25 protein-coding genes are annotated in these 26,420 nt (G+C 62.1%); 17 read left to right on the top strand and 8 right to left on the bottom strand.

The genetic code is table 11. From position 1 onward, the window contains the following. Positions 1-55 precede the first annotated feature (55 nt). The 6 genes from ABH945_RS11475 (at position 56) to hslU (ending at position 6,089) form a co-directional block, all read left to right on the top strand. Positions 56-1,258, top strand: coding sequence for a class I SAM-dependent rRNA methyltransferase (locus ABH945_RS11475; protein WP_429250606.1), 1,203 nt, complete (start codon positions 56-58; stop codon positions 1,256-1,258). 190 nt (positions 1,259-1,448) lie between these two features. Continuing rightward, positions 1,449-2,552 carry a CobW family GTP-binding protein gene (locus ABH945_RS11470; protein WP_429250605.1) on the top strand — a complete coding sequence of 368 codons (1,104 nt, stop codon included), beginning with the start codon at positions 1,449-1,451 and terminating at the stop codon, positions 2,550-2,552. A gap of 10 nt (positions 2,553-2,562) precedes the next feature. Next, on the top strand, positions 2,563-2,772 hold the full coding sequence (locus tag ABH945_RS11465) for a hypothetical protein (protein ID WP_429250604.1): 210 nt from the start codon (positions 2,563-2,565) through the stop codon (positions 2,770-2,772). A 544-nt stretch (positions 2,773-3,316) separates the two neighbouring features. Further along, on the top strand, positions 3,317-3,736 hold the full coding sequence (dksA, locus tag ABH945_RS11460) for an RNA polymerase-binding protein DksA (RefSeq protein WP_012431412.1): 420 nt from the start codon (positions 3,317-3,319) through the stop codon (positions 3,734-3,736). A 457-nt stretch (positions 3,737-4,193) separates the two neighbouring features. Further along, a complete protein-coding gene (gene hslV / locus ABH945_RS11455; RefSeq protein WP_074762702.1) occupies positions 4,194-4,730 on the top strand; it encodes an ATP-dependent protease subunit HslV in 537 nt (178 codons plus the stop codon). A gap of 9 nt (positions 4,731-4,739) precedes the next feature. Next, a complete protein-coding gene (gene hslU / locus ABH945_RS11450) occupies positions 4,740-6,089 on the top strand; it encodes an ATP-dependent protease ATPase subunit HslU (protein WP_074762701.1) in 1,350 nt (449 codons plus the stop codon). A gap of 102 nt (positions 6,090-6,191) precedes the next feature. On the opposite strand, the gene ABH945_RS11445 is transcribed toward hslU, so the two are convergent. Both ABH945_RS11445 and ABH945_RS11440 read right to left on the bottom strand, forming a co-directional pair. Then, positions 6,192-6,734 carry a response regulator transcription factor gene (locus ABH945_RS11445; protein WP_074762700.1) on the bottom strand — a complete coding sequence of 181 codons (543 nt, stop codon included), beginning with the start codon at positions 6,732-6,734 and terminating at the stop codon, positions 6,192-6,194. Beyond that, positions 6,731-8,041: an ATP-binding protein gene (locus ABH945_RS11440; RefSeq protein WP_074762699.1), complete on the bottom strand. Its 1,311-nt coding sequence runs from the start codon at positions 8,039-8,041 to the stop codon at positions 6,731-6,733. Before ABH945_RS11440 ends, ABH945_RS11445 begins: the two co-directional genes overlap by 4 nt. Positions 8,042-8,165: 124 nt before the next feature. Between ABH945_RS11440 and ABH945_RS11435 the strand changes: the two genes are divergently transcribed. Further along, a complete protein-coding gene (locus ABH945_RS11435) occupies positions 8,166-9,803 on the top strand; it encodes a tetratricopeptide repeat protein (RefSeq protein ID WP_429250603.1) in 1,638 nt (545 codons plus the stop codon). 68 nt (positions 9,804-9,871) lie between these two features. Here ABH945_RS11435 and ABH945_RS11430 read toward each other — a convergent pair whose 3' ends face one another. Beyond that, positions 9,872-10,108, bottom strand: coding sequence for a cysteine-rich CWC family protein (locus tag ABH945_RS11430; protein ID WP_429250602.1), 237 nt, complete (start codon positions 10,106-10,108; stop codon positions 9,872-9,874). Positions 10,109-10,369: 261 nt separating this feature from the next. Here ABH945_RS11430 and argB point away from each other — a divergent pair, with 261 nt between their 5' ends. From argB to ABH945_RS11395, 7 genes are all read left to right on the top strand, one after another. Next, on the top strand, positions 10,370-11,269 hold the full coding sequence (argB, locus tag ABH945_RS11425) for an acetylglutamate kinase (protein WP_074762696.1): 900 nt from the start codon (positions 10,370-10,372) through the stop codon (positions 11,267-11,269). Positions 11,270-11,521: 252 nt separating this feature from the next. Beyond that, positions 11,522-12,325 carry a pyrimidine 5'-nucleotidase gene (locus tag ABH945_RS11420; protein WP_429250601.1) on the top strand — a complete coding sequence of 268 codons (804 nt, stop codon included), beginning with the start codon at positions 11,522-11,524 and terminating at the stop codon, positions 12,323-12,325. Further along, on the top strand, positions 12,292-12,981 hold the full coding sequence (slmA, locus tag ABH945_RS11415) for a nucleoid occlusion factor SlmA (RefSeq protein ID WP_429250600.1): 690 nt from the start codon (positions 12,292-12,294) through the stop codon (positions 12,979-12,981). The genes ABH945_RS11420 and slmA overlap by 34 nt, the downstream gene beginning before the upstream one ends. Positions 12,982-13,287: 306 nt before the next feature. Beyond that, positions 13,288-14,433: a homoserine O-succinyltransferase MetX gene (gene metX / locus ABH945_RS11410; RefSeq protein WP_074762693.1), complete on the top strand. Its 1,146-nt coding sequence runs from the start codon at positions 13,288-13,290 to the stop codon at positions 14,431-14,433. Then, positions 14,430-15,038: a methionine biosynthesis protein MetW gene (gene metW / locus ABH945_RS11405; RefSeq protein WP_074762692.1), complete on the top strand. Its 609-nt coding sequence runs from the start codon at positions 14,430-14,432 to the stop codon at positions 15,036-15,038. Before metX ends, metW begins: the two co-directional genes overlap by 4 nt. A 14-nt stretch (positions 15,039-15,052) precedes the next feature. Beyond that, entirely contained in the window at positions 15,053-16,447 is a 1,395-nt protein-coding gene (locus ABH945_RS11400) for an AmpG family muropeptide MFS transporter (RefSeq protein WP_429250599.1), read from the top strand. A gap of 35 nt (positions 16,448-16,482) precedes the next feature. Further along, entirely contained in the window at positions 16,483-17,715 is a 1,233-nt protein-coding gene (locus tag ABH945_RS11395; protein WP_429250598.1) for a M48 family metallopeptidase, read from the top strand. Positions 17,716-17,742: 27 nt separating this feature from the next. Here ABH945_RS11395 and ABH945_RS11390 read toward each other — a convergent pair whose 3' ends face one another. The 5 genes from ABH945_RS11390 to gatC all read right to left on the bottom strand — a co-directional run bounded on the left by ABH945_RS11390 (position 17,743) and on the right by gatC (position 23,075). Then, positions 17,743-18,522 (bottom strand): exodeoxyribonuclease III, encoded by a 780-nt coding sequence (locus ABH945_RS11390; protein ID WP_074762690.1) that lies wholly within the window; start codon positions 18,520-18,522, stop codon positions 17,743-17,745. 51 nt (positions 18,523-18,573) lie between these two features. After that, positions 18,574-19,413, bottom strand: a complete 840-nt coding sequence (locus tag ABH945_RS11385) for a PPK2 family polyphosphate kinase (protein WP_429250597.1) — start codon at positions 19,411-19,413, stop codon at positions 18,574-18,576. A gap of 187 nt (positions 19,414-19,600) precedes the next feature. After that, positions 19,601-21,079, bottom strand: a complete 1,479-nt coding sequence (gatB, locus tag ABH945_RS11380; protein ID WP_429250596.1) for an Asp-tRNA(Asn)/Glu-tRNA(Gln) amidotransferase subunit GatB — start codon at positions 21,077-21,079, stop codon at positions 19,601-19,603. Positions 21,080-21,084: 5 nt separating this feature from the next. Further along, on the bottom strand, positions 21,085-22,572 hold the full coding sequence (gatA, locus tag ABH945_RS11375) for an Asp-tRNA(Asn)/Glu-tRNA(Gln) amidotransferase subunit GatA (RefSeq protein WP_074762687.1): 1,488 nt from the start codon (positions 22,570-22,572) through the stop codon (positions 21,085-21,087). 203 nt (positions 22,573-22,775) lie between these two features. Continuing rightward, positions 22,776-23,075, bottom strand: coding sequence for an Asp-tRNA(Asn)/Glu-tRNA(Gln) amidotransferase subunit GatC (gatC, locus tag ABH945_RS11370; protein WP_074762686.1), 300 nt, complete (start codon positions 23,073-23,075; stop codon positions 22,776-22,778). A gap of 379 nt (positions 23,076-23,454) precedes the next feature. Between gatC and ABH945_RS11365 the strand changes: the two genes are divergently transcribed. The 3 genes from ABH945_RS11365 (at position 23,455) to mreD (ending at position 26,285) form a co-directional block, all read left to right on the top strand. Continuing rightward, positions 23,455-24,498: a rod shape-determining protein gene (locus ABH945_RS11365; RefSeq protein ID WP_004189550.1), complete on the top strand. Its 1,044-nt coding sequence runs from the start codon at positions 23,455-23,457 to the stop codon at positions 24,496-24,498. Between the two features lie 153 nt (positions 24,499-24,651). Continuing rightward, a complete protein-coding gene (gene mreC, locus ABH945_RS11360) occupies positions 24,652-25,776 on the top strand; it encodes a rod shape-determining protein MreC (RefSeq protein ID WP_429250595.1) in 1,125 nt (374 codons plus the stop codon). Next, a complete protein-coding gene (gene mreD, locus ABH945_RS11355; protein WP_074762684.1) occupies positions 25,773-26,285 on the top strand; it encodes a rod shape-determining protein MreD in 513 nt (170 codons plus the stop codon). Before mreC ends, mreD begins: the two co-directional genes overlap by 4 nt. Positions 26,286-26,420 lie beyond the last annotated feature (135 nt).

The raw sequence follows: 26,420 nt of genomic DNA, 5'->3' as shown, positions 1-26,420 counted from the left end.
GGCCACCCCGCCACCTGGTTAATCGTTCACCGCTCATTGCCTTGCTGACATCCTGATGAATACCGTTACGCTCAAACCGTCGAAAGAAAAGTCGCTGCTGCGCCGCCACCCGTGGGTCTATGCCAACGCGATCGACCGCGTCGACGGCAATCCCGCGCCCGGCGCGACCGTGCTGGTGCGCGCGCACGACGGCCGCTTCCTCGCACGCGCCGCCTACAGCCCGCATTCGCAGATCCGCGCCCGCGTGTGGAGCTTCGACGAAAGCGAGCCGATCGACCACGCGTTCTTCAAGCGCCGCGTGCAGCGCGCGCTCGCACATCGTCAGACGATGGTTCACGACACCGGCGCAGTGCGCCTGATTTTCGGCGAAGCGGACGGCCTGCCCGGCCTGATCGTCGATCACTATGTCGCTGAAGACGAAGGTCAGCGCAGCCAGCTGGTCTGCCAGTTCATGGCGACGGGCGTCGAAGCGTGGAAGGAAGCGATCGTCGCGGCGCTGGTCGGCGCGACCGGTTGCCCGAACGTCTACGAGCGCTCGGACGTATCGATCCGCCAGAAGGAAGGGCTCGAGCAGATCACCGGCGTGCTGGCGGGCGAACCGCCGTCGGACAAGCTGATCGCTAGCGAAAACGGCGTGCGCTATCACGTCGACGTGCTCAACGGCCATAAGACCGGCTTCTACGTCGATCAGCGCGACAACCGCCTGCTGGTGCAACAACTCGCGCAGGATCGCGAGGTGCTGAACTGCTTCTGCTACACCGGCGGCTTCTCGCTGGCGGCGCTGAAGGGCGGCGCCAAACGCGTGGTTTCGGTCGATTCATCGGGCGAAGCTCTGGCGTTGGCCCAGCAGAACGTCGCGGCAAACGGCTTCGACGCCGAACGCGCCACGTGGCTCGACGCCGACGCGTTCAAGACGCTGCGCCGTCTGTACGACGAAGGCGAGCGTTTCGACCTGATCGTGCTCGATCCGCCGAAATTCGCACCGTCGAAAGAACACGTGGACCGCGCGTCACGTGCTTATAAAGACATCAACCTGACCGGCCTGAAACTGCTGCGCCCGGGCGGCTTGCTGTTCACCTACTCGTGCTCCGGCGCGATCGACTCGGAGTTGTTCCAGAAGATCGTCTCCAGCGCGGCGGCCGACGCCCGCGTCGACGCCCGCATTCTGAAGCGCCTCGGCGCGGGTGTGGATCATCCGCTGTTGACGGCTTTCCCGGAAGGCGAATACCTGAAGGGCCTGCTGTTGCAAATCGCCTGATCGCCCATAGTTCCTATGGCTATTTCAGGCCGCCGATGGCGCCGCGCATTGCGGCTCGCCAGCGCAGGCCCGGCAGATATGTTTCAATAACCGGCTGGACAGGGCTGCGCGCCGCGAGGCTGCCGCGCCCGATTACCGACCGCGAATTCACCCAATTACGCACCGTTTCACGTACATACAGGCGACCAACATGATCCCAGTCACCATCCTGACCGGCTTTCTCGGCAGCGGCAAAACGACCCTGCTCAAGCGCATCCTGAATGAAAAGCACGGCATGAAGATCGCCGTGATCGAGAACGAGTTCGGCGAAGAGAACATCGACAACGAAATTCTCGTGCAGGACACGAGCGAGCAGATCATCCAGATGAGCAACGGCTGCATCTGCTGCACGATTCGCGGCGACCTGTCGCGCGTGCTCGGCGATCTGGCATCGCAAAAGGTCTCAGGTCTGGTCGATTTCGACCGCGTCGTGATCGAAACGACCGGCCTCGCGAATCCGGGCCCGGTCGCACAGACCTTCTTCATGGACGACCAGATCGCCAGCGAATATCTGCTCGACGCGATCATCACGCTGGTCGACGCGAAGCATGCAAACCATCAGCTCGACGAGCACGAAGTGGTACAGCGCCAGGTCGGTTTCGCCGATCGCCTGTTCATCACGAAGGCCGATCTGGTCGACGAAAAACACGTGGACGCCCTGCGTCACCGCCTGCTTCACATGAACCCGCGCGCCGCGGTTAAAACCGTCAATTTCGGCGAAGCGGACATCAAGGAAATCTTCGACCTGCGCGGTTTCAACCTGAATTCGAAGCTCGAAATCGATCCGGACTTCCTCGTCGAGGACGAACACGCGCATAGCCACGCTCACGCGCATGACGAGCACGGCCATACGCACGCGGAGCATGCCGGGCACGATCACGAAAACTGCGATCACGACCACGGCAAGTGCGACCACGAAGGCCACGACCACGGACATCACCATCACGCGCATCACGACGACAAGATCAAGTCGTTCGTGTACCGCAACGACCGCCCGTTCGATCCGAACAAGCTCGAAGACTTCCTCGGCGGCATCCTGCAGATTTACGGTGAACGCCTGCTGCGCTACAAGGGCGTGCTGTATATGAAGGGCGTGGATCGCAAGGTCGTGTTCCAGGGTGTGCATCAGATGATGGGCAGCGATCTGGCCGCCAAATGGCAGCCGATCGAGAAAAAGACCAACAAGATGGTGTTTATCGGCATCGAACTGCCGCAAGACCTGATTACCGACGGTCTGGACGCCTGCCTCGCCTGAGCGGGCTCGCATGAGTGAATGGGTTAGCGCGTTCGGCGCGTTGCGGGTGGCATCTTTTGCACTGTTTGTGCTTTTTGCACCCCTCGTGATTCGCCGAACCGCCTTAACCGGCAAAGCAGATCCAACGTGCCGCATCTACCGGGCGGCACGCAATATGCTAATTCCCACGACATCGGTATCGACGCAAAATAAATCGCAGATGGCGTTAATCATCTGCTAAATACGTGCGTGAGTGGCCGAACGGTCCCTTAAAGATCGCATGTGTGAAAAACGCGTGAAAACCCTGTTGCATTAAAGCGTGCACTACCATCGCTTTTTGGCTCAACGCGCGTTATATTTTCGGGATATCAGTGCGCCGCAAGGGGATTTTCACCAGATGCGGTGCGGGATTGTGATTCAGTTACAATACGTGCCCACTGGAGAATGACAACGAATTGCCCGGTATGCGCGTATGCCGCGCCGGGCCTGAAGCGGCGCCGGAAAATCTTGTCCGGAAATCACGCCGACAATGCCGGCTGGCACAGCCTGAAAAGGTCGCTGCCGGCAAGCAATACCTCAGGAGCATTTGAGAATCGGTTTCCAGAGGAGTTCGGCCCCGCATTGGCGTTGCGACGCCCGGCGTGTGGGCGCCAGGCGCTTCGGCGTCACGACAGTCCACCGTCCGTGCCCGCCTGCGCTTTCGCGTCCTCAAGGCGCCTTTGCGGGCAATACGAAAGTGCGGGCACTATGTAAGAGTTTTGCCTCACATTGAAGAAGTAAGCCAGATGACGACGAAACGACTCTTGACCGAAGCCGAAATCCTGAAGATGAGCGACAAGGATTACATGAATGAGGATCAGCTCGCCTTCTTCAAGAACAAGCTCGAACAACTGCAGGCGGACATTCTCCGCAATGCCGGCCAAACGACCGAAAATCTTCGCGAAACGGTGATCGTGCCCGACCCGGCCGACCGCGCGACGATCGAGGAAGAGCATGCGCTCGAACTGCGCACGCGCGACCGCGAGCGCAAGCTGCTGAAGAAGGTGCAGCAATCCATCGCGCGGATCGATTCCGGCGACTACGGCTGGTGCGAAGAAACCGGCGAGCCGATCGGCATTCCGCGTTTGCTCGCACGTCCCACGGCCACCCTGTCGCTTGAAGCGCAGGAACGCCGCGAACTGCGCCAGAAGCTGTTCGGCGACTGATCGCCACCGGCGCGGCTTCGGCTCCGCGCCCTGACACGCTGCTTCGTCGAGAGGCGCACGGTGCTCCGTGCGCCTTTTTTCTTTTGTGCGACAGCGGTTACCGCCCATTGGGAAATGCGGCTTCGCGCGACGCGACGCGACCTGCCACGTAAGCGGGTACTCACTGCTGCACGCGGCTTTCCTCGCGCGATTTCGCGCACGCGATCTCGAACACCACTCCGACGCACGTTCCGATTTGCGTCACCCCCTCTTCCGTTCTCAATCACCTGTTTTTTGTCTTATGCCTTCTGGCGGCTCTTGATATGACCGCGTACGCCCTAAAATAAATCGGACATGCGCTGCACGAGCGCGCCGACCTGAGTGCCTGCTTTCAATGTCGCGCGCCGTCCGCTTTCAGGATTCATGCGGTAGCGCACCGCGCTGCTGCGTCCTACCCGTTTTGCAAAGAGGAACGCATATGGAGCAATTTCACGGCACGACGATCGTCTCCGTGCGCCGCGGCGACAAGGTCGCGCTCGGCGGCGACGGCCAGGTGACACTGGGCAACATCGTCATGAAGGGCGGTGCGAGGAAAGTCCGGCGCATCTATAACGGCAAGGTGCTGGTCGGCTTCGCCGGCGGCACGGCCGACGCCTTCTCGCTGCTCGACCGCTTCGAAGCGAAGCTGGAAAAACACCAGGGCAACCTCACGCGCGCCGCCGTCGAACTCGCGAAAGACTGGCGCACCGACCGCATGCTGCGCCGTCTGGAAGCCATGCTGATTACCGCCGACGCTACCACCACCCTCGTCATCACCGGCAACGGCGACGTGCTCGACCCCGAAGGCGGCATCTGCGCAATCGGTTCGGGCGGTTCGTATGCGCAAGCCGCGGCGATTGCGCTGGCCCAGAACACGGAACTGTCGCCCCGCGAAATCGTGGAGAAGTCGCTGGAGATTGCCGGCGACATGTGTATCTACACGAACCACAACCGCGTCATTGAGACGATCGAGTAAGGACCCACGATGAGCACAATGACCCCTGCAGAGATCGTCTCTGAACTCGACAAACACATCATCGGCCAGGGCCGCGCGAAGAAGGCCGTGGCCGTCGCGCTGCGTAACCGCTGGCGCCGTCAGCAGGTCGAAGACCCGCTGCGCCAGGAAATCACGCCGAAAAACATTCTGATGATCGGACCGACCGGCGTCGGCAAAACCGAAATCGCGCGACGCCTGGCGAAGCTCGCCGACGCGCCGTTCATCAAGATCGAAGCGACCAAGTTCACCGAAGTGGGCTACGTGGGTCGCGACGTGGACAGCATCGTGCGCGATCTGATCGAAATCTCGGTCAAGCAGACCCGCGAAACCGAAATGCGCAAAGTGCGGACCAAGGCGGGCGATCTGGCCGAAGACCGCATCCTCGATATTCTGCTGCCGAGCGCGCGCGCGGTCGGCTTCGGTGCAAGTTCGAGCGCCACCGACACCGCCGACGAAAGCGGCAGCACGCGTCAGACTTTCCGCAAGCGTCTGCGTGAAGGCCTGCTCGACGACAAGGAAATCGAGCTCGACGTCGAACAGCCGCAAGCCAGCATGGACATCATGGGTCCTCCGGGCATGGAAGACATGACCGAGCAGATTCGCTCGATGTTCGCGAACATCGGCGGCGGCAAGAAAACGCGCCGCAAGCTGAAGGTGAAGGAAGCGCTGAAGCTTCTCACCGACGAAGAAGCGGGCAAGATGCTCAACGACGAAGAGGTGAAAACCAAGGCCGTCCAGAACGTCGAGCAGAACGGCATCGTGTTTCTCGACGAGATCGACAAGATCGCGTCGCGCAGTGAAGGCAGCGGCGGTGGTGAAGTGTCGCGTCAGGGCGTGCAGCGCGATCTGCTGCCGCTGGTCGAAGGCACGACGATCAACACCAAGTACGGCATGGTGAAGACCGACCACATTCTGTTCATCGCAAGCGGCGCGTTTCATCTGGCCAAGCCGAGCGATCTGATTCCCGAATTGCAGGGGCGTTTCCCGATTCGCGTCGAACTCGATTCGCTGTCGGTGAACGACTTCGAATCGATCCTCGTATCCACGGATGCAAGCCTCGTCAAGCAATACCAGGCATTGCTCGCGACCGAAGACGTGCACCTCGAATTCGCCGACGACGGCATTCGCCGCCTCGCCGAAATCGCGTACGCGGTGAACGAGAAAACCGAGAACATCGGCGCACGGCGTCTGTACACGGTGATCGAGAAGCTGCTTGAAGAAGTGTCGTTCTCGGCGGGCAATCACTCGGGTCACAAGCTGCAGATCGACGCGGCTTACGTGGATCGCGCGCTGAACGAAGTTGCCGAAGACGAAGATCTGTCGCGTTACGTGCTGTGATCGCCTGACGTCGATCCAAACTTTGAAGCATAAAAAACGGGCTGCCTTTTTATAAGGCAGCCCGTTTTTTCATGGCATTGACGCTACGGTCGCAACGACGGCTTATTGTTTGACCGGCCGCTTCGCCAGCTTGCGCTGCAAGGTCCGGCGATGCATGTTCAATGCTCGCGCAGTCGCCGAAATATTGCCGCCGTGCTCGGCCAGCACACGCTGAATATGCTCCCATTCCAGACGCGCGACCGACAGCGGCGTGGGATGCTCGATCGCCTCTTCCGCCTGCAGAGCGCTCGCTTCGCTTTGCAATGCGGACAAAATCGTTTCGACGTTTGCCGGCTTCGCGAGGTAGTTGTCTGCGCCGTCTTTGACTGCCTGCACTGCCGTCGCGATGCTCGCATAACCGGTCAGCACCAGCATGCGCGCGTCGGGCTGCAAATCGCGCAACGGCGCGACCAGCGTCAAACCGGAGTCATTGCCAAGGTGCAGATCCACCGTGATCTGCGTGAACTTCTGCTGGTTCGCCAGCTTGATCGCCTCGTCGGCGTTGTGCGCTTCGCTCACCGTGTAACCGCGCCGCGTCAGACCGCGAGCGAGGATGCCGGAGAACACCTCATCGTCGTCGATCACCAGAAAATTCTTTTCGCTCATGCCTGTTTCTCCGTGTTGGATGGCGCAGCACCTTGACGGCCTGCGCCCGTAAATTTGTGTCCGGCGAGTGGAAGCTTCAGGACCGCGCGCGTGCCTCGCGGCTTGATCGTGCTGACATCGGTCAATTCGATCGATCCTCTCAGACGTTTCGCCGCCGAAAATGCCAGGTAAAGGCCCACGCCGTGACCGCCCTGGGTGCTGTCCACCGGCATCGCGCCGAGCGAGCCGCGCAACGTGGCCGGAATGCCGGGCCCCGCATCGCAGACCTCGAACACGATCTGGTCACCGTGCGGCGCAAGCTCGCAGGATAACGTCACGTGATCGCGGCTGGCGCGCGCGGCGTTGTCGAGCAGGATCGTCAGAATCTGACTGACGGCTACGGTATCGTCAAGGCTGACATCGGCAGGCGGCACGCCGATCTGTTCGAACTTCACGTGCGGATGGCGCAGACGCCACTGTTCGCCAAACGATTCGAGCCACTCGCCGATCAGTTGCCGGTTCGTGGTCGTCGACGCGCGGCTGCGCAAACGCGCAAGCGCCGACGTGCACAACGACATTTGCTGTTCGAGCAGTTCGAGGTCGGCGGTGTAGGGCGCGAGCCCTTCGTCGGTGCGCGCGGCGTCGCGCAATTCTTCGGACAGCATCGCGATTGTAGACAGAGGCGTACCGATTTCGTGTGCGACGGTCGCAGCCTGCACGCCCAGCGCGACCGCCCGTTCGTCGTGCAGCAAGCGCTGCTGCGCCTCTCCGAGCGCTGCGTCACGTAGCCGCAGAGCCCGCGACATGCGCGCGACGAACCACGCAATCAGCCCGACACTGACCATGAAGTTGACCCACATCCCGGCGCGATAGTAGTCGAACAGGTTCGCCGGGTTGTCCAGATTGAGCGGCACGGATTCGAAACCGAGCACCGCGTAACAGGCGACGGCAAACGCGGCAAGCCATGCCATCAGATACCACGGCAGCACGGCGGCGGCAATTGCAAGCGACGGGAGATAAAGCGAAACGAACGGATTAGTGGTGCCGCCCGAGAGAAACAGCAAAGCGGACAACGCGCCCAGATCGACCCAGATCTGGCCGAACAATTCCATGTTCGACTCGGGCCGCTGTTGCGACACGCGCCACCATGTGATCGCATTGAACAGCACTTCGAGCGAGATCACGAGCAGCATGGCCGGCAACGGCAAATGCACGCCGATAAAAGTCTGCACGGCGGCGATCGTCATCAGCTGGCCAATGATGGCAAGACTGCGCAGCCAGAACAGATGACCCAGGTTGACCCGGCCGGTGTTGGTTATTCGATGCATCAATTCAGTTTACCTGTTCGGATCCGTCCCATTTTCTTGCAGCCTCACTGCTACTAACATAACGATAGCAACAGCCTCGCACTGACCGGTTCTGGTCACCGCTTCTTCCACGGCGCCCCGCCCCATGCAAACTAACTCCGAGACCGAGGCTCAGGCCTCATCAGCGTTCCTCACTTTTCTGCGCCGTGCGGCCGAGGCCCGCGAAAGCGGCACTGCGCAAACGGAAGCCAGTTGTCTCGAAGCCGCGGCCAAACTGCATCCACTCGACGACGCTTCGCTCGAATTGCTGCTGACCAACCTGCTCCAGCAACAGCGCCATGGCGAGGCAGTGGAACTCGCCGCCATTATTGCGCAACTCGATCCGCATCGCGCCATTTCACATTTCCGTTACGGCTACGCGTTGCAGCTGGCGAATCGCCATGGCGAAGCCATCGCACCGTATCGCCGCGCGCTCGCCATCGAGCCGACGCTGCGGCTGCTGCGCAACAACCTCGCCTGCGCACTGATGCTCACCGGCGCAGACAGGGACGAACAGATAGCGCTACTGAAAGACGCAGTGCGCGACTCGCCCAATGAGAGTGAAAGCTGGATCAATCTCGCGAACGTGTACCGCACGAAACTCGATTTGCCGCACTCACTCGAGGCCGGCGCACGCGCCGTGCAATGCGCTCCTGACAACGCGTTGGCGCAGAACAACTATGCGCTGACGCTCCGTGAAGCGCAACGCTGGGAAGACGCGGTGCAAGCAGCGGCAACGGCCCATTCGCTGGCCCCCGGCGACCCCAGCATGCGCGCCAATCTCGCCATGCTGGAACTCATGCGCGGAAATTACGCTGAAGGCTGGCCGCTGCACGAAGCACGCTGGGACGGCTCGAGTGAACTGGAGGGACACCGTCCTGCCATGCCCGCGCCGGTGTGGCGCGGCGAATCGCTCGCCGGAAAAACGCTGCTGGTGTGGGGCGAACAAGGCATGGGCGACGTATTGCAGTTCTGCCGCTATATCCCGATGCTCGCAAAGCGCGTTCACGACGACGGCGGCCGCGTTATCTGGAATTCGTTTCCTCGACTCGGGGCGTTGCTGCCGCGCAGTCTCGGCAGCCATGTGGATAACTACTCGGCGGGCGGCGGCGTCGATGCGCTACCGCCATTCGACTACGAAATCCCGTTGCTCAGCCTGCCGTGGGTATTCGACACGCGCGAAGACACCATCCCGGCCGCCTCGCCGTATCTCTTCGCAGACACCGCAGCCAGCGCATCGTGGAAAAAACGGCTTGAGCAGGAGCCGCGACTGAAAGTCGGTCTGACGTGGACCGGCAGCCTGGGGCATCAACGCAATCCGTTCCGGCGTGTCGACATGGAGCGCTATGCCGCGCATTTCGGTGGTCTGCGAAACGTGGCGTTCTATTCATTGCAGCCTGGCGCGACCGCAGACGTCGCCACGGCACAAGCAGCCGGCCTGCCGCTGGCTGACTACACCGCCGAATTCGCAAGCTTCGACGACACCGCCGCGTTTATCAGCGCCCTCGATCTCGTCATTACGGTTTGCACGTCGGTCGCGCATTTGAGCGGCGCGCTCGGCCAGCGCACCTGGGTGCTGCTCGACGTCAATCCGCACTGGGTCTGGTTGCTCGATCGTACCGACAGCCCGTGGTATCCGGGCGCGACGCTTTACCGGCAGCCGCAGTTCGCCCAATGGGAGCCGGTTCTGGAGGCCGTTGCCCGCGATCTGGGTTCACTCGCGGAAAAACACCGATCGAAATAGACGCTGGAGCATTCATTTCATTTCGCTGAAGCAGCGACGCGGTTGCGCGGCTTTTCAGTCCGGAAACCTCACAGACCTTCGTTACCGCCAGTTCCAGATCCTGGTTGAGCCACCGCCTTTGCAATCTCGGCAGCCAGGCACTCCGGGCACACGCATTTGCTGGCAGGATCGAGCCGGTCGGCTGACAACGTCGACATTTCCCGGCACCAGCAGTCGAACGGCTGCGCATGCCTGCCGCAATCGAACGAGTTGCCGCAGCGCGGGCAGCGCACGCTGCTTTCAGAGCGGGAAGCGGACGGTTTCATAATAAGCCGGTAAAGCGCCGGGGGATCGGTCGGGAAATGATGCCACGACTGGCCAGCCCGCGTGAATCGTCCGTTCGGCTAATTCACAAGCGTCATGCAAGCGCGGTACGCTCGATCGTCGGCTGGCACTGTGGCCCGCGATTGCGCGGTGCGCAAAGCCTGTGCCGTCCGGTGCCGGTGCACGTATCGAAAACCCTGTTGCAGCGCGCCAGTCCTGTACAATTCCGCCTGTTTTAACTGTTCCTGCCTGAGCCCGCCGCCATGTCCGAGCTTCCCGACCTTTCGCAGATCGCGCCCACCCTGAAGGCTGAAATTCTGGCCGAGGCGCTGCCCTACATTCGCCAGTATCACGGTAAGACCGTGGTCATCAAATACGGCGGCAACGCCATGACCGAGGAGCGCCTGAAGCAAGGCTTTGCGCGCGACGTGATCCTGCTGAAGCTGGTCGGTATCAATCCGGTCATCGTGCACGGCGGCGGTCCGCAAATCGACCAGGCGCTGAAGAAAATCGGCAAACAGGGCACGTTCATCCAGGGCATGCGCGTCACCGACGAAGAGACGATGGAAGTCGTCGAATGGGTGCTCGGCGGCGAAGTGCAGCAGGACATCGTCACGCTCATCAACCATTTCGGCGGCCATGCGGTCGGCCTGACGGGCAAGGACGGCGCGCTGATCCACGCACGCAAGATGCTGATGCCGGATCGCGACAACCCGGGCCAGTACGTCGACATCGGCCAGGTTGGCGAAGTCGAGGCGATCAACCCGGCGGTCGTGAAAGCGTTGCAGGACGACGCGTTCATCCCGGTCATCTCGCCAATCGGTTTCGGCGAAGACGGTCTGTCGTACAACATCAACGCGGATCTGGTCGCGGGCAAGCTGGCGGTCGTGCTGAACGCCGAAAAGCTCGTGATGATGACCAACATCCCCGGCGTGATGGACAAGGAAGGCAATCTGCTGACCGATCTGTCGGCACGCGAAATCGACGGCCTGTTCGCCGACGGCACGATTTCCGGCGGCATGCTGCCGAAAATCTCGTCGGCACTCGACGCGGCCAAGAGCGGCGTGCGCTCGGTGCACATCATCGACGGCCGTATCGAGCACTCGTTGCTGCTGGAAATTCTCACCGAACAGCCGTTCGGCACGATGATCCGCTCACATTGATTCCTGCATCAAACCCGGCACATAGGGCACGCCGCCACGGCGTGTCCTATGTGCCATGCGGTTGCGTTGCCGCGTCGCACGCCCAGTGCACCGGGTGCGCTACGTACGCAAACTCCCGCCAACGCAACCGCCCGCCTCGCGCATTCACCGCGCACCGGTACACATCCCCTTCTTCTGTCGCCGCCTGCTCGCCGAACCTTTCCGGTTCGCTAATTGCAGCGACTGCTCACGTCTGAACGACGCTTTCCCATCATGCGCACTCCGACTTCCCGCCGCCGTCGTCCGCATATCGCGGGTGGCAGCCCGGTCTGGCTATTCGATCTCGACAACACGCTGCATCGCGCTTCGCACGCCATCTTCCCGGCCATCAATCAGGGAATGACGCAGTACATCATCGACACGCTGCAAGTCGATATCGACGAAGCGAACCGTCTGCGCAGCGGCTACACCCAGCGCTACGGCGCGGCGCTGCTCGGTCTGACGCGTCATCATCCGGTCGACGGTAACGATTTTCTGAAAGTCGTGCACGACTTCCCCGATCTCGGCTCGATGATCCGCTACGAACGCGGCGTCGCGCGCCTCGTCGCCGCGCTGCCGGGCCGCAAGATCGTGTTGACCAACGCGCCGGAAAAGTACGCGCGTGCGGTGCTTGCCGAACTGCGCATCGAACGTCTGTTTGAACAGGTGATCGCGATCGAGCACATGCGCGATCGCCGCTTCTGGCGCGCCAAGCCCGACCACGCGATGCTGCGCCGGGCCATGCGCGACGCGCACGTGTCGCTGAAAGACGCGATCCTCGTCGAAGACACGCGCTCACATCTGAAAAACTACCGGCGCCTGGGCATCCGCACCGTGTGGATAACCGGCCATCTGCCGCGCAAACCGCACGCGGACGGCATCCCGACGCGCCTGCCGGGCACTGGCCGTCCGCACTATGTCGACCGGACCATTCGTTCGTTAAAATCGCTTCGACTGGGCACCCGCTCGGTTCGATTGAAGGGAAAGCAGCCGGGACGACAGCCATGCAGCCGATCGACAAGCCTGACGAAGCCTTAGCCGAACACGAACCCACGTCGCACGCTGTGGCCGCCGCACCGCGTGCACAGCGCCTGAAGCCGGGCGAGCGTCGCGTGCACATTCTGCAAACGCTCGCCGCGATGCTCGAAGCGCCCAAAAGCGAAAAAATCACCACGGCAGCGCTCGCCGCCCGGCTCGGCGTATCGGAAGCTGCGCTGTACCGCCACTTCGCCAGCAAGGCGCAGATGTTCGAAGGGCTGATCGAATTTATCGAGCAAACGCTGTTCGGCCTGATCAACCAGATCGCGGACAAAGAAAGCAACGGCGTGCTGCAAGCCCGCGCCATCGCGTTGATGCTGCTCAATTTTCCTGCGAAGAATCCCGGCATGACGCGTGTGCTGACGTGCGAGGCGCTGGTCGGCGAGCATGAACGGCTGACCGAGCGCGTCAATCAGATGCTCGAGCGCGTTGAAGCGTCGTTGAAACAGTGCTTGCGGCTCGCGCAGACAGAAGCGAACGCCCATCCGGGCGAAAGCGCGAACGCCGTTCCGCTCCCCGCCGGCTACGATCCCGCGATCCGTGCGAGCCTGCTGCTGAGCTACATCATCGGGCGCTGGCATCGTTATGTACGCAGCGGTTTCGTCCGCCAGCCCGCCGAACACGCCGACGCGCAACTGCTGCTGATTCTTCAGTAACCCACCCGGCTTGCAGCATGCCAGGCGGGCGTTCACGACGCTGTGGCGCGAGATTTTCCGCTATACTTTGCGCCTGACTGCGTTGCCCGAAACACATGGCGCCGCCAGCCGGAACACCCTGAATACCTGCTGATTACCTGATTACGCGCCGATTTGCTGACTCGATTGCGGGCGCGCGAGTCGTGGGAAACCTCCCGCGATTCACTATAAATGCGGCTAAAGAGGTCGTCAGCCGCGCACACAGTCTTTCCTCCGTGCGTCGCCGACGCCATCTAGCCGCCCAGTTTTTGTTAAATGGCGGAATGAATGGAATCGATCGGTATCGTCGCTCCCCAAAAAATGCATTTTTCCGAGCCGCTGCAGTTGCAGAACGGTAGCTCGCTCGCAGGTTACGACCTGATGGTCGAGACCTACGGCACGCTCAACGCCGCGCGCAGCAATGCCGTGCTGGTGTGCCACGCGCTCAACGCGTCGCATCACGTGGCGGGCGTCTACGCGGACAACCCGAAAGACGTCGGCTGGTGGGACAACATGGTCGGCCCCGGCAAGCCGCTCGACACCGACAAGTTCTTCGTGATCGGCGTGAACAACCTCGGCTCGTGCTTCGGCTCGACCGGCCCGATGAGCGTCGATCCGGCCACCGGCCTCCCGTACGGCGCGGCTTTTCCCGTCGTGACGGTCGAGGACTGGGTCAACGCCCAGGCGCGCGTCGCCGATGAATTCGGCATCACCCGTTTCGCAGCGGTCATGGGCGGCAGCCTCGGCGGCATGCAGGCGCTCGCGTGGAGCATGATGTATCCGGAACGCGTTGCGCATTGCATCGTGGTGGCGTCCACCCCGAAGCTGTCGGCGCAAAACATCGCGTTCAACGAGGTCGCGCGCTCGGCGATCCTGTCGGACCCCGACTTCCACGGCGGCAACTACTACGCGCACAACGTGAAGCCGAAGCGCGGCTTGCGGGTCGCGCGCATGATCGGCCACATCACCTATCTGTCGGACGACGACATGGCCGAGAAATTCGGCCGCTCGCTGCGTCGCGCGGAAGGTGCGCTGGACAAGTACAACTTCAACTTCGACGTCGAGTTCGAAGTGGAGTCGTATCTGCGCTATCAGGGCGACAAATTCGCCGATTACTTCGACGCGAACACGTATCTGCTGATCACCCGCGCGCTCGATTATTTCGATCCCGCCAAGGACTTCGAAGGCGATCTGACCAAGGCGGTCGCGCACACCACGGCGAAATATCTGATCGCCAGTTTCACCACCGACTGGCGTTTCGCGCCGGCCCGCTCGCGCGAACTGGTGAAGGCGCTGCTCGATCACAAACGCACGGTCACGTACGCGGAAATCGACGCGCCGCACGGCCACGACGCCTTCCTGCTCGACGACGCGCGCTATCACAACCTGATGCGCGCCTATTACGAACGCATTTCGAACGAGGTGAACGCATGAACCAGCGAGCACTCGATTACCTGGCGCTGCGCCCGGACTTTCGCGCGATCGCCCGCTGGGTCGAACCGCGCGCCACCGTGCTGGATCTCGGCTGCGGCGACGGCTCGCTGCTGTCGCTCTTGACCGAAGAACTGGACGTGCAGGGCTACGGCATCGAAATCAACGATGCGGGCGTGCTGGCGTCGACGCAGAACGGCGTCAACGTGATCCAGCAGAATCTGGAAGACGGGCTGCGTCTGTTCGAAGACGGCAGCTTCGATTTCGCGATTCTGTCGCAAACGCTGCAAACCATTCATCAGACCGCGGCGATCCTGCGCGAGACGGTGCGGGTGGGCAAGGAATGCATCGTGTCGTTTCCGAATTTCGGTTATTGGGCGCACCGGCTGTCGGTGTTGCAAGGCCGGATGCCGGTGTCGAAGTCGTTGCCGTTCCAGTGGCACAACACGCCGAACGTTCGTGTTCTGACGATTGAAGATTTCGAAGCGCTCGCGCCCGAAGTCGGCATCGAAATTCTCGACCGGGTCGTGCTGCACGACGGGCAGGTGGTGCGATGGGGCGTGAACTGGCGTGGTAGTCTTGCGGTCTATCGCGTCAAGAAAAGCTAACGCAAGCAAACCACATGTCGAACCCGCCGCAAGAGGCGCCTGCACTTTCCGCTCACGAAGAACATCCCGGCTGGCGCGCGTTTTTGAATACGCGCATGCTGATCTGCGTCTTTCTCGGCTTTACGTCGGGATTGCCGCTGTTCACGCTCGTCTATCTGGTGCAGGCCTGGCTACGCTCCGAAGGCGTCAATCTGAAGGAAATCGGCCTCTTTGCGCTGATTCAATTCCCGTACACCTGGAAATTCGTCTGGGCCCCGCTGATGGACCGCTACGTGCCGCGCTTTCCGGGCTGGCGTCCGGGCAGACGGCGCGGCTGGATGCTGGTCACGCAGATTCTCGTCGCCGGCGCGATTGCTGCGTTGGGCTTCGTTTCGCCGCGCGATTCGATCTGGACGGTCGCGGCCTTGACCGCGCTGGTCGCGTTTTTTGGCGCGAGTCAGGACATCGTGATCGACGCGTACCGGCGCGAGTTGCTCAGCGATACGCAGCAAGGGCTCGGCAACGCGGTACACGTGAACGCGTACAAGATCGCGGCGCTGGTGCCCGGTTCGCTCGCGCTGATTCTGTCCGACCATTTGCCGTGGACCACCGTGTTCATCGTGACGGCCGCGTTCATGTTGCCGGGCATGATCATGACGCTGGTCGTCAACGAACCCGAAGTGCATGGCACGCCGCCCAAGAATCTGCGCGACGCAATCGTGCTGCCGTTCCGCGAATTCATTCAGCGCGACGGATGGCGCGGCGCGTTGTTCGTGCTCGGCTTCATCTTCCTGTACAAGCTCGGCGATACGATGGCGACCACGCTATCCACGTCTTTTTTCCTCGACATCGGTTTTTCGCGTACGCAGATCGGCGTGATTGCGAAGACCACGGCTTTCGGCGCGAGTCTGGCGGGCGGGATTGTCGGCGGAATCTGGCTGATGAAAATCGGCATCGGCAAGGGGCTGTGGATTTTCGGCGTGCTGCAAATGGTGTCGACGCTCGGTTTTGCGTGGCTCGCGCATCTCGGCCCCGCATCGCCCGGTCTCGCGGCGATTTACGACATTGCCGTCGGGATCAGTCAGGGAACGACGAAGCTGCTCGCGTTGTTCGGCATCGACTGGGCCGTGCAGCTCGAACCGCGTTCAGTCGCGCTCGCGCTCGTCTACGGCCTCGAAACCTTCGCCACCGGCCTGACGATGGCGGCATTCACCGCGTACATCGCCAGCACCACCGATCCGCGCTACACGGCTACCCAGTTCGCGCTCTTCACCAGCCTGGCTTCGGTGCCGCGTACGTTGGCATCGGCAGCGAGCGGCTACGTGGTCGCGCAGATCGGCTGGTTCGACTACTTCCTCGTGTGTACCGCGCTGGCGGTACCGGGCATGCTGCTTCTGCTACGTATCGCACCGTGGAGAACCCGGTCGTGAAGGCGCTGCATTCAACGCGTACACGTCGCGTGCGCATGTCTCGAACGACGCGGCTTAAAGCCCGCCGTGCAGCGCTGTATGCGGCGTGGGCGGTTGGCAGCGCGAGCGTCGCGTGGTCCGCATGGCCGTCGAGCGCGTACGCGACGGCAATGCCTGCCGCCAACCCTAACGCTAACGCGAGCACGCCGTCATCGGCGACGACCTCGAATGGCAGCGCAGCAGCGCCGTCAGCAAAATCGGCAGCGGTCGCAGCAAGCGCTGAAAACGCGACATCGGGGGCAGGGGCATCGGCGGCCAATAGCGGCTCCAGCCCGGCCAATGCCACGGCGCCAACCGCCACGCCAACCTCGTCTGCGCAATCTTCAGCGCCGGTTACCGCCAGAACGCCGTCAGCGACTTCGACGCCCCCGGCCGCCGCAGCGAGCGCGCCCGCGTCCCCGCCGCCGTACACCACGCCGAACACGCAACTGCGTTACGGCGGCTACATGGTGTTCCGCAACCTGATTCCTTCGCCGGTACTCGAAGGCCAGGCCGCCGAGGAATTCAGCCAGATCACTTACGGCGCCGAGCACGCGAAAAGCCTGTATGGCGACGCAGACGCACACGTCGTCCGTGTCAGCTCGATCGTCTCCAAGATGATCCCGTACTCGCTGAAGTGGAACGAGCGGGCCAAAAACTGGAAGTGGGACGTGGCGGTCGTGCGCTCCACCGATATCCGCATGTACTGCCTGCCGGGCGGCAAGATCGTCGTGTATAGCGGGCTGCTCGATCGGGTGCGTCTGAACGATAACGAACTCGGCATGCTGATCGGCCACGAAATCGCGCACGCGTTGCGCGAGCACGCTCGCGAGCGGCTCGGCCAGCTTCAGTCCAGCCAGCTCGATTCGTCGGGCACGATCCCGCAACTGTTCGGACTCGCCGATCTCGGCGCGGCGCCGCTAGGCATCGGCTCGCGGCTGCTGGAAATGAAATATGAGAATACGGACGAGACGGAAGCCGACGTGATCGGCAGCGATATCGCATCGCGCGCGGGCTTCGATCCGCGCGCCGCCGTCACGCTGTGGGACAAGCTCGCCGACGCCACGCGCGGCGATCGCGACCGGGGCTTCATCTACGTGCATCCGTACACGCCGGCGCGGCGCGCGGACATCATCAAGCGCCTGCCGGATATGTTGCCGCTGTACGCGAAGGCGATCGGCAAATCGGTGGATGCGTTGCCGGACTACGCCGGCATGGGACGCCCCCGTCGCAAAACGGCCCGCGACTGAGATTCAGCGACGCGGGCCGCGAGGTGCTTACTTCTTGACCTTGTGGTCGTAATCGACGGTCAGCGGCGCGTGGTCGCTGAACTTGATATCGCGGAACACGTCGGTGCGCTTCGCCTTGCCCGCGATGCCCGGCGTCGCGATCTGGTAATCGATCCGCCACCCGACGTTCTTCGCATACGCCTGACCGCGATTGCTCCACCACGTGTACTGCTCCGGCCGCTGATCGAGCGTGCGGAACACGTCGACATAACCCACGTCGTCGAACAGCGTGTCGAGCCACGCGCGCTCTTCCGGCAGGCAACCCGAGTTCTTCTGGTTGCTCTTCCAGTTCTTGATGTCGATTTCCTTGTGGACGATGTTCACGTCGCCACACACGATCACTTCACGGTCCTTCGCCAGTTCGGTCAGATGCGGCATGAACTCGTCCATGAAACGGAACTTGGCCTGCTGACGCTCTTCGCCGCTCGATCCCGACGGCACATACACCGAAATCACCGACAGCTTGCCGAAGCGCAGTTCGACATAGCGCCCTTCCGGATCGAATTCTTCGCTGCCGAAACCGATGATCACTTCATCCGGTTCATGACGTGTGTACACGCCCGCGCCGCTATAACCCTTCTTCACCGCATGCTGGAAATAGCCGGTGAAATTGTGCGGTGCCATGAATTCCGGCGTCATGTCGTCCTGCGAGCATTTGATTTCCTGCACGCACAGCACGTCGGCTTTCTGTTCGCCGAACCAGTCGAAAAAGCCTTTCTTTGCCGCTGAGCGGATGCCGTTCAGGTTGGCGGTAATCACACGCAACATGTCGTTCCTTTATGTCGATTCGTTTCGATAGCGATATGTCGAAGGGCAAGGTCACTCGACCTTGACGCCCTTCAGCGATTCTTTCGCGGGCGGATATTCGAGCTTCATGCCTTCGAGCTCGCGCAGCAGCAACTCGGCGACCATCACGTTGCGGTGCGTTTTCGAGTCGGCGGGAATCACGTACCACGGCGCGTAATCCGTCGACGTCGCGGCCAGCGCGTCGCGATACGCCGCCTGATATTTGTCCCACTGCTTGCGCGCGTCGAGATCGGAGACGTCGAATTTCCAGTGCTTGGTCGGATCGTCGATACGCGACTGCAGACGCTTGCGCTGCTCGTCTTTCGAAATGTGCAGCATGCACTTGATGATGGTCGTGCCGCTATACGCCAGCATTTCCTCAAACTGGCGAATGTGGCAGCAGCGTTGCTCGAATGCATTCGCATCGAGTTCGCCGAGCACAGTCGGCACCAGCAGATCTTCGTAGTGGCTACGGTTGAAGATGGTCAACTCGCCGGCAGCGGGTGCCTGCGAATGCACGCGCCACAGAAAGTCGTGCGCGAGTTCGACGGGCGTCGGCGCCTTGAACGGCACGATGCGCAAACCGAGCGGATCCACTTCGTGAAACACCGCGCGGATCGTGCCGTCCTTGCCGCTCGTGTCCATACCCTGCAGCACCAGCAACACGCGACGCTTGCGCTGCGCATGCAGACGCTCCTGCAGATTGTCGAGTTGCGCTCCGATCTCGGACAGACGCGCGCGGTCCGAATCTTTCGAGCCGGTCGAAAACGGCTTCGCCGCCGGGTCGAAAGGGTCGAGCGAGAACTTGTTGTTTTTCTTGCCGTCGTCGAAATACGGCACGCGGAAATCGTCGAGTTCGGGTTGCTTCGCCATCCACACACTCCGTGATCTGCATTTTTGTGCGGGCGCAAAAATGGGCCCGCCAAATGAAACGGGCCGTTGCCCCACTTTCGTTTCCGGCAACAGCCCGTCTTGCATGCTGTATTACTGCGGCTTACTGTGGTTCAGGCGCTTTGACGTGACAGCCTGTGCGCCTGAACCGTACTTCTTTCCGTCAGGATCAGGACGACAGCTTCTTCTTCAGCAGTTCGTTCACCTGCGCCGGATTGGCCTTGCCCTTGGTCGCCTTCATCGCCTGGCCGATCAGCGCGTTGAACGCTTTTTCCTTGCCCGCGCGGAATTCCTCGACCGACTTCTGGTTCGCGGCGAGCACTTCGTCGAGGATCGCTTCGAGCGCGCCGGTATCCGAAATCTGCTTGAGACCCTTCGCTTCGATGATGCGGTCGGCGGCGGCTTCGTCGGTGGCCTTCTCTTCCCAGATCGCGAGGAAAATTTCTTTGGCGATCTTGTTCGAGATCGTGCCGTCGGCAATGCGCTGCAACAGCAACGCGAGTTGCGCGGACGACACCGGCGACGCGTCGATCTCCAGCCCTTCACGATTCAGTTGCGACGACACTTCGCCCATCAGCCAGTTAGCCGCGACCTTCGCGTTCGACGGACCGACCTTGACGACCACCGCTTCGTAGTACGCGGCCATCGCCTTGCTCGACGTCAGCACGTTCGCGTCGTACGGCGTCAGGCCGTATTGCGACACGAAGCGCTGTTGAATCGCCACCGGCAGTTCCGTCATCTCGCTCTTCACGCGCTCGATCCACGCCGCGTCGATCACGAGCGGCATCAGATCGGGATCGGGGAAATAGCGGTAATCGTGCGCGTCTTCCTTGCTGCGCATGGAGCGCGTTTCGCGCTTGTCCGGATCGTACAGACGCGTTTCCTGCACCACCGTGCCGCCGTCTTCGATCAACTCGATCTGACGACGCACTTCGTACTGGATCGCTTCTTCGAGGAAGCGGAACGAGTTCAGGTTCTTGATCTCGGCACGCGTGCCGAATTCAGCCTGACCGACCGGACGCACCGACACGTTTGCGTCGCAACGGAACGAGCCTTCCTGCATGTTGCCGTCGCAGATGCCGAGCCACGTGACGAGCGTATGCAGCGTCTTCGCGTAAGCGACGGCTTCGGCCGCGCTGCGCATTTCCGGCTCGGTGACGATTTCGAGCAGCGGCGTGCCCGCGCGATTCAGATCGATGCCGGTCATGCCCGCGAAGTCTTCGTGCAGCGACTTGCCCGCGTCTTCTTCGAGGTGGGCGCGCGTCAGGTTGACGACCTTTTCGTACGCTTCCTTGCCCGCTTTTTCGTTGGCCGGAACCTGAATGGTCACCTGGCCGCCCTGCACGACCGGAATTTCGTACTGGCTGATCTGGTAGCCCTTCGGCAGATCGGGATAGAAATAATTCTTGCGCGCGAAGATGCTGCGCGGCGCGACGGTGGCGCCGATCGCGAGACCGAATTCGATCGCGCGCTCAACCGCGCCGCGGTTCATCACCGGCAACGTGCCCGGCAACGCCAGATCGACCGGACAGGCCTGCGTATTCGGCTCTGCGCCGAACTGCGTGGCGGCGCCGGAGAAAATCTTCGATTTCGTCGACAGTTGCGCGTGGGTCTCGAGACCGATCACGACTTCCCATTGTGTTGCCATGGTGCTCACACTCCTGCCGGTGCTTTGCGGTGCCAGTCGGTCGCGCGCTGGAACGCGTCGGCCACCTGCAGCATCCGGGCTTCATTGAAATAGTTGCCGATGATCTGCAGACCCACCGGACGCTGCGCATTCGCGCCCGCGCCGAAACCGCACGGCACGCTCATGCCCGGCAAACCGGCGAGGCTCACGGACAGCGTGTAGATGTCGGCCAGATACATCTGCACCGGGTCGTCGCCCTTGGCGCCGAGGTCCCACGCCACCGACGGCGCGACCGGTCCCATGATCACGTCGCACTGCTTGAACGCTTCCTGGAAATCCTGCGCGATGATGCGGCGGATTTTCTGCGCCTGCAGGTAGTACGCGTCGTAGTAGCCGTGCGACAGCACGTACGCGCCGACCATGATGCGGCGCTTCACTTCCGGGCCGAACCCTTCGGCACGCGACTTCTTGTACATGTCCAGCAGATCGCGGTACTCAGCGGCGCGATGGCCGAAGCGCACGCCGTCGAAACGCGACAGGTTCGACGACGCCTCCGCCGGCGCGATCACGTAGTAGACCGGGATCGACAGTTCGGTTTTCGGCAGCGAGACGTCGACCAGCGTGGCGCCGAGCGCTTCGTATTGCTTCAATGCTGCGTCGATCGACGCGCGGACGTCGTCGGCTAGACCTGCGCCGAAATATTCCTTCGGCAGGCCGATGCGCAAACCGGCGAGCGGCTTGCTGGCGTCGCCTTCTTTCCATTGCTTGCCGAGGTAACGCGTGTAGTCTTCGTCGTCGCGCACGAGGCTGGTGGAATCGCGCTCGTCGAAGCCTGCCATTGCGTTGAGCAGCGTCGCGCAGTCGGCGGCGCTTTGCGCCATCGGACCGCCCTGATCCAGCGACGAAGCGAACGCGATCATCCCGTAACGCGACACGCGGCCATACGTCGGCTTGATCCCGGTGATGCCGGAGAACGACGCGGGCTGACGGATCGAGCCGCCGGTGTCCGTGCCGGTCGCAGCGGGCGCGAGACGCGCAGCCACTGCCGCCGCCGAGCCGCCCGACGAACCGCCCGGCACCGCCTTGATGTCCCACGGATTCTGCACCGGACCAAAGTACGAATTCTCGTTGGACGAACCCATCGCGAACTCGTCCATATTGGTCTTGCCCACGCAGACCATGCCGGCGTTCTGCAAACGCGCGACCACGGTCGCGTCGAACGGACTTTCGTAGTTCGACAACATCTTCGAGCCGGCCGTGGAACGCCAGCCCTTCGTCACGAATACGTCTTTGTGCGCGATCGGCAGGCCGACCAGCGGACCCGCGTGGCCGGTGTGCAGCAGCGCGTCGGAGGCTTTGGCCTGCGCGAGCGTCAGTTCGGAATCGACCTGGATGAACGCGTTCAGGCTATTGGCTGCGTCGATCCGCTTGAGGTAATGCTGCGCCAGTTCGACTGCGGAGAATTCCTTGGCCGCCAGTGCGGCGCGCAGCTCGGTCAGACTTTTTTCATGCATTGCGTTTTATCCTGGAAAGCGCGGCAGCGCGGTGACGCTGCCGTGGAGGCGTTCGGCTGCCCGCCGGCAAGCCGAGCCGAGGAAGCCGGAGACGGCGGGCCCGCAAGCGTCTTTCGCGGAATGCAGCCTGCCTTCTGACGACCTTGCGCCGAAAACATGCTGCCCGCTCACTCGCGAGGCGCGCCGATCTTGCTACGCGGGTCTTACTCGATCACCTTCGGCACAAGGTACAGGCCGTCTTGTACGGCCGGCGCCGGGCGCTGGAAGGCTTCACGTTCGACCGTTTCGGTCACGGCGTCGTTACGCAGACGCAGCGCGACGTCTTCGATCTGCTCGATCGGATGGGCAAGCGGAGCGATGCCAGTGGTATCGACCGCCTGCATCTGCTCGACGAGCCCGAAAAAGTCGTTGAGCTGGGCACGCGTGTGCTCAGCGTCGGCGTCGGCCAGTTCGAGCCGTGCGAGATGCGCGATGCGTTTGACATCGGTCAAGGTCAGAGCCATGCAGTCACCGGAAATTGTGGTGGACCGCCGCAGTACGAAAAACCCGCGCTGCGACAGGAAGTTACGACGTAATGAAACAACTTGGAAAAAGGGGTCAGCGGGGGCAAAAACTGCCACCCGTTTCCTTTAAATCATCCAAAATTATAAGGTATCATTACGCGTTCGACCCAAACCCGGACCGACTTACCAAGTCCTTTCTGAACAATTCCCAAAGATAGTTCGGAATTTTCCGACTTGGCTTTGCAACGGCCTCCGGTAGACTCCCCTGCAGTTTCAAGTGCCAGTGGCGCAGCGTCCGCCCGGTTGAAGCTGTTAAATTTTCCGCTGCCACCCTACGCATACGTTGCGAGGCCCGGCCCCCAGCGAGACAGGATTTTGAATGTTCGGTTTTCTTCGCAGCTACTTCTCCAACGATCTGGCAATTGACCTTGGCACTGCCAACACGCTCATCTACATGCGTGGCAAGGGTATCGTTCTCGACGAACCGTCGGTCGTTTCGATCCGCCAGGAAGGCGGTCCCAACGGCAAGAAAACTATCCAGGCAGTCGGTAAGGAAGCCAAGCAGATGCTTGGCAAGGTGCCGGGCAACATCGAGGCAATCCGCCCGATGAAAGACGGCGTGATCGCCGACTTCACCGTCACCGAACAGATGATCAAGCAGTTCATCAAGACTGCCCACGAATCGCGTATGTTCTCGCCGTCGCCGCGCATCATCATCTGCGTGCCGTGCGGTTCGACCCAGGTCGAGCGTCGCGCAATCAAGGAAGCCGCGCATGGTGCAGGCGCTTCGCAGGTCTACCTGATTGAAGAACCGATGGCTGCTGCTATCGGCGCAGGTCTGCCGGTGTCCGAAGCAACCGGCTCGATGGTCGTCGACATCGGCGGCGGCACGACGGAAGTCGGCGTGATCTCGCTCGGCGGTATCGTGTACAAGGGCTCGGTGCGCGTCGGTGGCGACAAGTTCGACGAAGCTATCGTCAACTACATCCGCCGCAACTACGGCATGCTGATCGGCGAGCAAACCGCCGAAGCCATCAAGAAGGAAATCGGCTCGGCGTTCCCGGGTTCCGAAGTCAAGGAAATGGAAGTGAAGGGCCGCAATCTGTCGGAAGGCATTCCGCGCAGCTTCACGATCTCCAGCAACGAAATTCTCGAAGCCCTCACCGATCCGCTGAACCAGATCGTGTCGTCGGTGAAGATCGCGCTCGAGCAAACGCCGCCGGAACTCGGCGCGGACATCGCCGAACGCGGCATGATGCTCACCGGCGGTGGCGCACTGCTGCGCGACCTCGACCGCCTGCTCGCCGAAGAAACCGGCCTGCCGGTGCTCGTCGCCGAAGACCCGCTGACCTGCGTCGTGCGCGGTTCGGGCATGGCGCTCGAACGCATGGACAAGCTGGGCAGCATCTTCTCGTACGAGTAAGCGAGCCCGTCTCCATGTCAGTAGCGCGGATCTGGCAAACGGCCCCATGTGGGCCGGTTTGTCATTGGCTGGGCCAACCAGCCGCCGCGCGCTGAGCGCGCGTCCCTCGCGCGCCGCCGTCTCACACCACTGCTCACGCCCCCGGCGCCGACCATGGAATACAGTCCGCCGCCCCTGTTCAAGCAAGGCCCATCCGCACTCGCACGGCTCGTGTTTTTCGTCGTGCTGGCGGTGGCGTTGCTGATCTCCGATGCACGTTTTCAAACGCTCGAAATCGTTCGTGGCGTGCTCGGCGCGGGTCTTTATCCGTTGCAACGCGCGGCGCTCGTGCCGCGCGATATCTTCATGGGCGCCGCCGATCTGGCCGTGACCAGCGCGACACTGCGCAGCGAAAACGAAAAACTGCACACCAAAGATCTGCAGCTCTCGCAGCAGGCCAATACGGCCGCCGAGCTTGCCGCAGAAAACGCCCATTTGCGCGCGTTGCTGCAACTGTCGCAGCGCTCGACCACGGAATCGCTGCCCGCCGAAATCCAGTACGACACACGCGATCCGTTCACGCAGAAGGTGGTGATCGGGCGTGGTGCGCAGCAAGGCATCCAGAACGGTTCGCCGGTCGTCAACGAAGACGGCGTGATTGGCCAGGTCACGCGGGTGTTTCCGCTGCAGGCTGAAGTCACGCTGCTCACCGACAAAGACCAGGCCGTGCCAGTGCAGATCGTGCGAACTGGTTTGCGGAGTGTGATTTACGGCACGCCGAAGGGCGATACGCTCGATCTGCGCTTCGTGCCGATCAGCGCCGACGTTCAAACCGGCGACGAACTCGTCACGAGCGGACTCGACGGCGTGTATCCGCCGGGCTTGCCGGTCGCCAAGGTGGTACGCGTCGACAAGCAGGCCGACACGGCTTTTGCCCGCGTGATCTGTCTGCCGGTTGCACCGGTACGCGGCGCGCGCGAGTTGCTGGTGCTGCACTACGTGAACAACGTGCCGCCGCGTCCGGCCGAAGAACCCGACGCCGCCACGGCCGCGAAAGAAGCGAAGAAAAAAGGCGCCAAGGCAGCGGACGGCAAGGCGGCAGCAGCCGACAAATCCGCCGCGAAGCCAGGCGAAAAAGCGGCCGGTGAAAAGGCCTTGCCCGAAAAGACCGCACCGGCGAAGTCCGCGGAAAAAGCGCCGGCCAAAGCCGCCGCCGCGGAGAAGAAATCCGCCGCCCAAAAGAAACCGGCCCCGCAGAAAAACGCGGCGCCGCAAGCCACGCCGGGGGCTAACCCATGAACCGTCCGCAATACATTCTGCAGCCGGTCAATCCGTACTTCATTTCGTTCAGCCTCGCCGCGGCGTTCCTGCTGAATCTGATGCCGTGGGGACGCCTCGTCGGCGTGCCGGATTTTGTGGCCCTCGTGCTGCTGTTCTGGAACGTGCACCAGCCGCGCAAAGTCGGCATGGGCATCGCGTTTTTCCTCGGTTTGCTGATGGATGTGCACAACGCCAGCCTGCTCGGCGAGCACGCATTGGCGTATACGTTGTTGTCGTACGGCGCGATTACGATCCACCGCCGCGTGCTGTGGATGTCGCTTGGCGTGCAGACTTTCGCGGTCATGCCGCTGCTGGTCGTCGCGCAACTGGTGCCGTTCGTGATCCGTCTGCTGACGGGCGCGGCGTTTCCGGGCTGGGGTTATCTGATCGACGGTTTCGTCGAAGCTGCGCTGTGGCCGATCGCCAGCGTGCTGTTGCTGATGCCGCAACGCCGCCCGGCCGATCCGGACGACACGCGGCCAATTTGATCCCGCATCGGGCCCGCCGGCCGTTCCGTTGCTTCACCCGAACGGAACCCGCCTCGCCGGCCCGCCCGACGCGCATCGCTGTTCATGCCTCCCGGTTCCGGCCGGATTGGGCGCACACTCATGATGGCCGTCGTC

Origin of the sequence: Paraburkholderia sp. GAS333 (genome assembly GCF_050435665.1) — a bacterium.
Classification (GTDB): Bacteria; Pseudomonadota; Gammaproteobacteria; order Burkholderiales; family Burkholderiaceae; genus Paraburkholderia; species Paraburkholderia fungorum_A.
Note: the sequence above shows the minus strand (reverse complement) of the source record. Positions and strands in the feature narration are given on the sequence as shown.

Excerpts from the sequence above, each read along its gene's own strand:
- ABH945_RS11475 (WP_429250606.1), top strand. The coding sequence starts at position 56 with ATGAATACCGTTACGCTCAAACCGTCGAAAGAAAAGTCGCTGCTGCGC.
- ABH945_RS11470 (WP_429250605.1), top strand. The coding sequence starts at position 1,449 with ATGATCCCAGTCACCATCCTGACCGGCTTTCTCGGCAGCGGCAAAACG.
- ABH945_RS11465 (WP_429250604.1), top strand. The coding sequence starts at position 2,563 with ATGAGTGAATGGGTTAGCGCGTTCGGCGCGTTGCGGGTGGCATCTTTT.
- dksA (WP_012431412.1), top strand. The coding sequence starts at position 3,317 with ATGACGACGAAACGACTCTTGACCGAAGCCGAAATCCTGAAGATGAGC.
- hslV (WP_074762702.1), top strand. The coding sequence starts at position 4,194 with ATGGAGCAATTTCACGGCACGACGATCGTCTCCGTGCGCCGCGGCGAC.
- hslU (WP_074762701.1), top strand. The coding sequence starts at position 4,740 with ATGAGCACAATGACCCCTGCAGAGATCGTCTCTGAACTCGACAAACAC.
- ABH945_RS11445 (WP_074762700.1), bottom strand. The coding sequence starts at position 6,734 with ATGAGCGAAAAGAATTTTCTGGTGATCGACGACGATGAGGTGTTCTCC.
- ABH945_RS11440 (WP_074762699.1), bottom strand. The coding sequence starts at position 8,041 with ATGCATCGAATAACCAACACCGGCCGGGTCAACCTGGGTCATCTGTTC.
- ABH945_RS11435 (WP_429250603.1), top strand. The coding sequence starts at position 8,166 with ATGCAAACTAACTCCGAGACCGAGGCTCAGGCCTCATCAGCGTTCCTC.
- ABH945_RS11430 (WP_429250602.1), bottom strand. The coding sequence starts at position 10,108 with ATGAAACCGTCCGCTTCCCGCTCTGAAAGCAGCGTGCGCTGCCCGCGC.
- argB (WP_074762696.1), top strand. The coding sequence starts at position 10,370 with ATGTCCGAGCTTCCCGACCTTTCGCAGATCGCGCCCACCCTGAAGGCT.
- ABH945_RS11420 (WP_429250601.1), top strand. The coding sequence starts at position 11,522 with ATGCGCACTCCGACTTCCCGCCGCCGTCGTCCGCATATCGCGGGTGGC.
- slmA (WP_429250600.1), top strand. The coding sequence starts at position 12,292 with ATGCAGCCGATCGACAAGCCTGACGAAGCCTTAGCCGAACACGAACCC.
- metX (WP_074762693.1), top strand. The coding sequence starts at position 13,288 with ATGGAATCGATCGGTATCGTCGCTCCCCAAAAAATGCATTTTTCCGAG.
- metW (WP_074762692.1), top strand. The coding sequence starts at position 14,430 with ATGAACCAGCGAGCACTCGATTACCTGGCGCTGCGCCCGGACTTTCGC.
- ABH945_RS11400 (WP_429250599.1), top strand. The coding sequence starts at position 15,053 with ATGTCGAACCCGCCGCAAGAGGCGCCTGCACTTTCCGCTCACGAAGAA.
- ABH945_RS11395 (WP_429250598.1), top strand. The coding sequence starts at position 16,483 with ATGTCTCGAACGACGCGGCTTAAAGCCCGCCGTGCAGCGCTGTATGCG.
- ABH945_RS11390 (WP_074762690.1), bottom strand. The coding sequence starts at position 18,522 with ATGTTGCGTGTGATTACCGCCAACCTGAACGGCATCCGCTCAGCGGCA.
- ABH945_RS11385 (WP_429250597.1), bottom strand. The coding sequence starts at position 19,413 with ATGGCGAAGCAACCCGAACTCGACGATTTCCGCGTGCCGTATTTCGAC.
- gatB (WP_429250596.1), bottom strand. The coding sequence starts at position 21,079 with ATGGCAACACAATGGGAAGTCGTGATCGGTCTCGAGACCCACGCGCAA.
- gatA (WP_074762687.1), bottom strand. The coding sequence starts at position 22,572 with ATGCATGAAAAAAGTCTGACCGAGCTGCGCGCCGCACTGGCGGCCAAG.
- gatC (WP_074762686.1), bottom strand. The coding sequence starts at position 23,075 with ATGGCTCTGACCTTGACCGATGTCAAACGCATCGCGCATCTCGCACGG.
- ABH945_RS11365 (WP_004189550.1), top strand. The coding sequence starts at position 23,455 with ATGTTCGGTTTTCTTCGCAGCTACTTCTCCAACGATCTGGCAATTGAC.
- mreC (WP_429250595.1), top strand. The coding sequence starts at position 24,652 with ATGGAATACAGTCCGCCGCCCCTGTTCAAGCAAGGCCCATCCGCACTC.
- mreD (WP_074762684.1), top strand. The coding sequence starts at position 25,773 with ATGAACCGTCCGCAATACATTCTGCAGCCGGTCAATCCGTACTTCATT.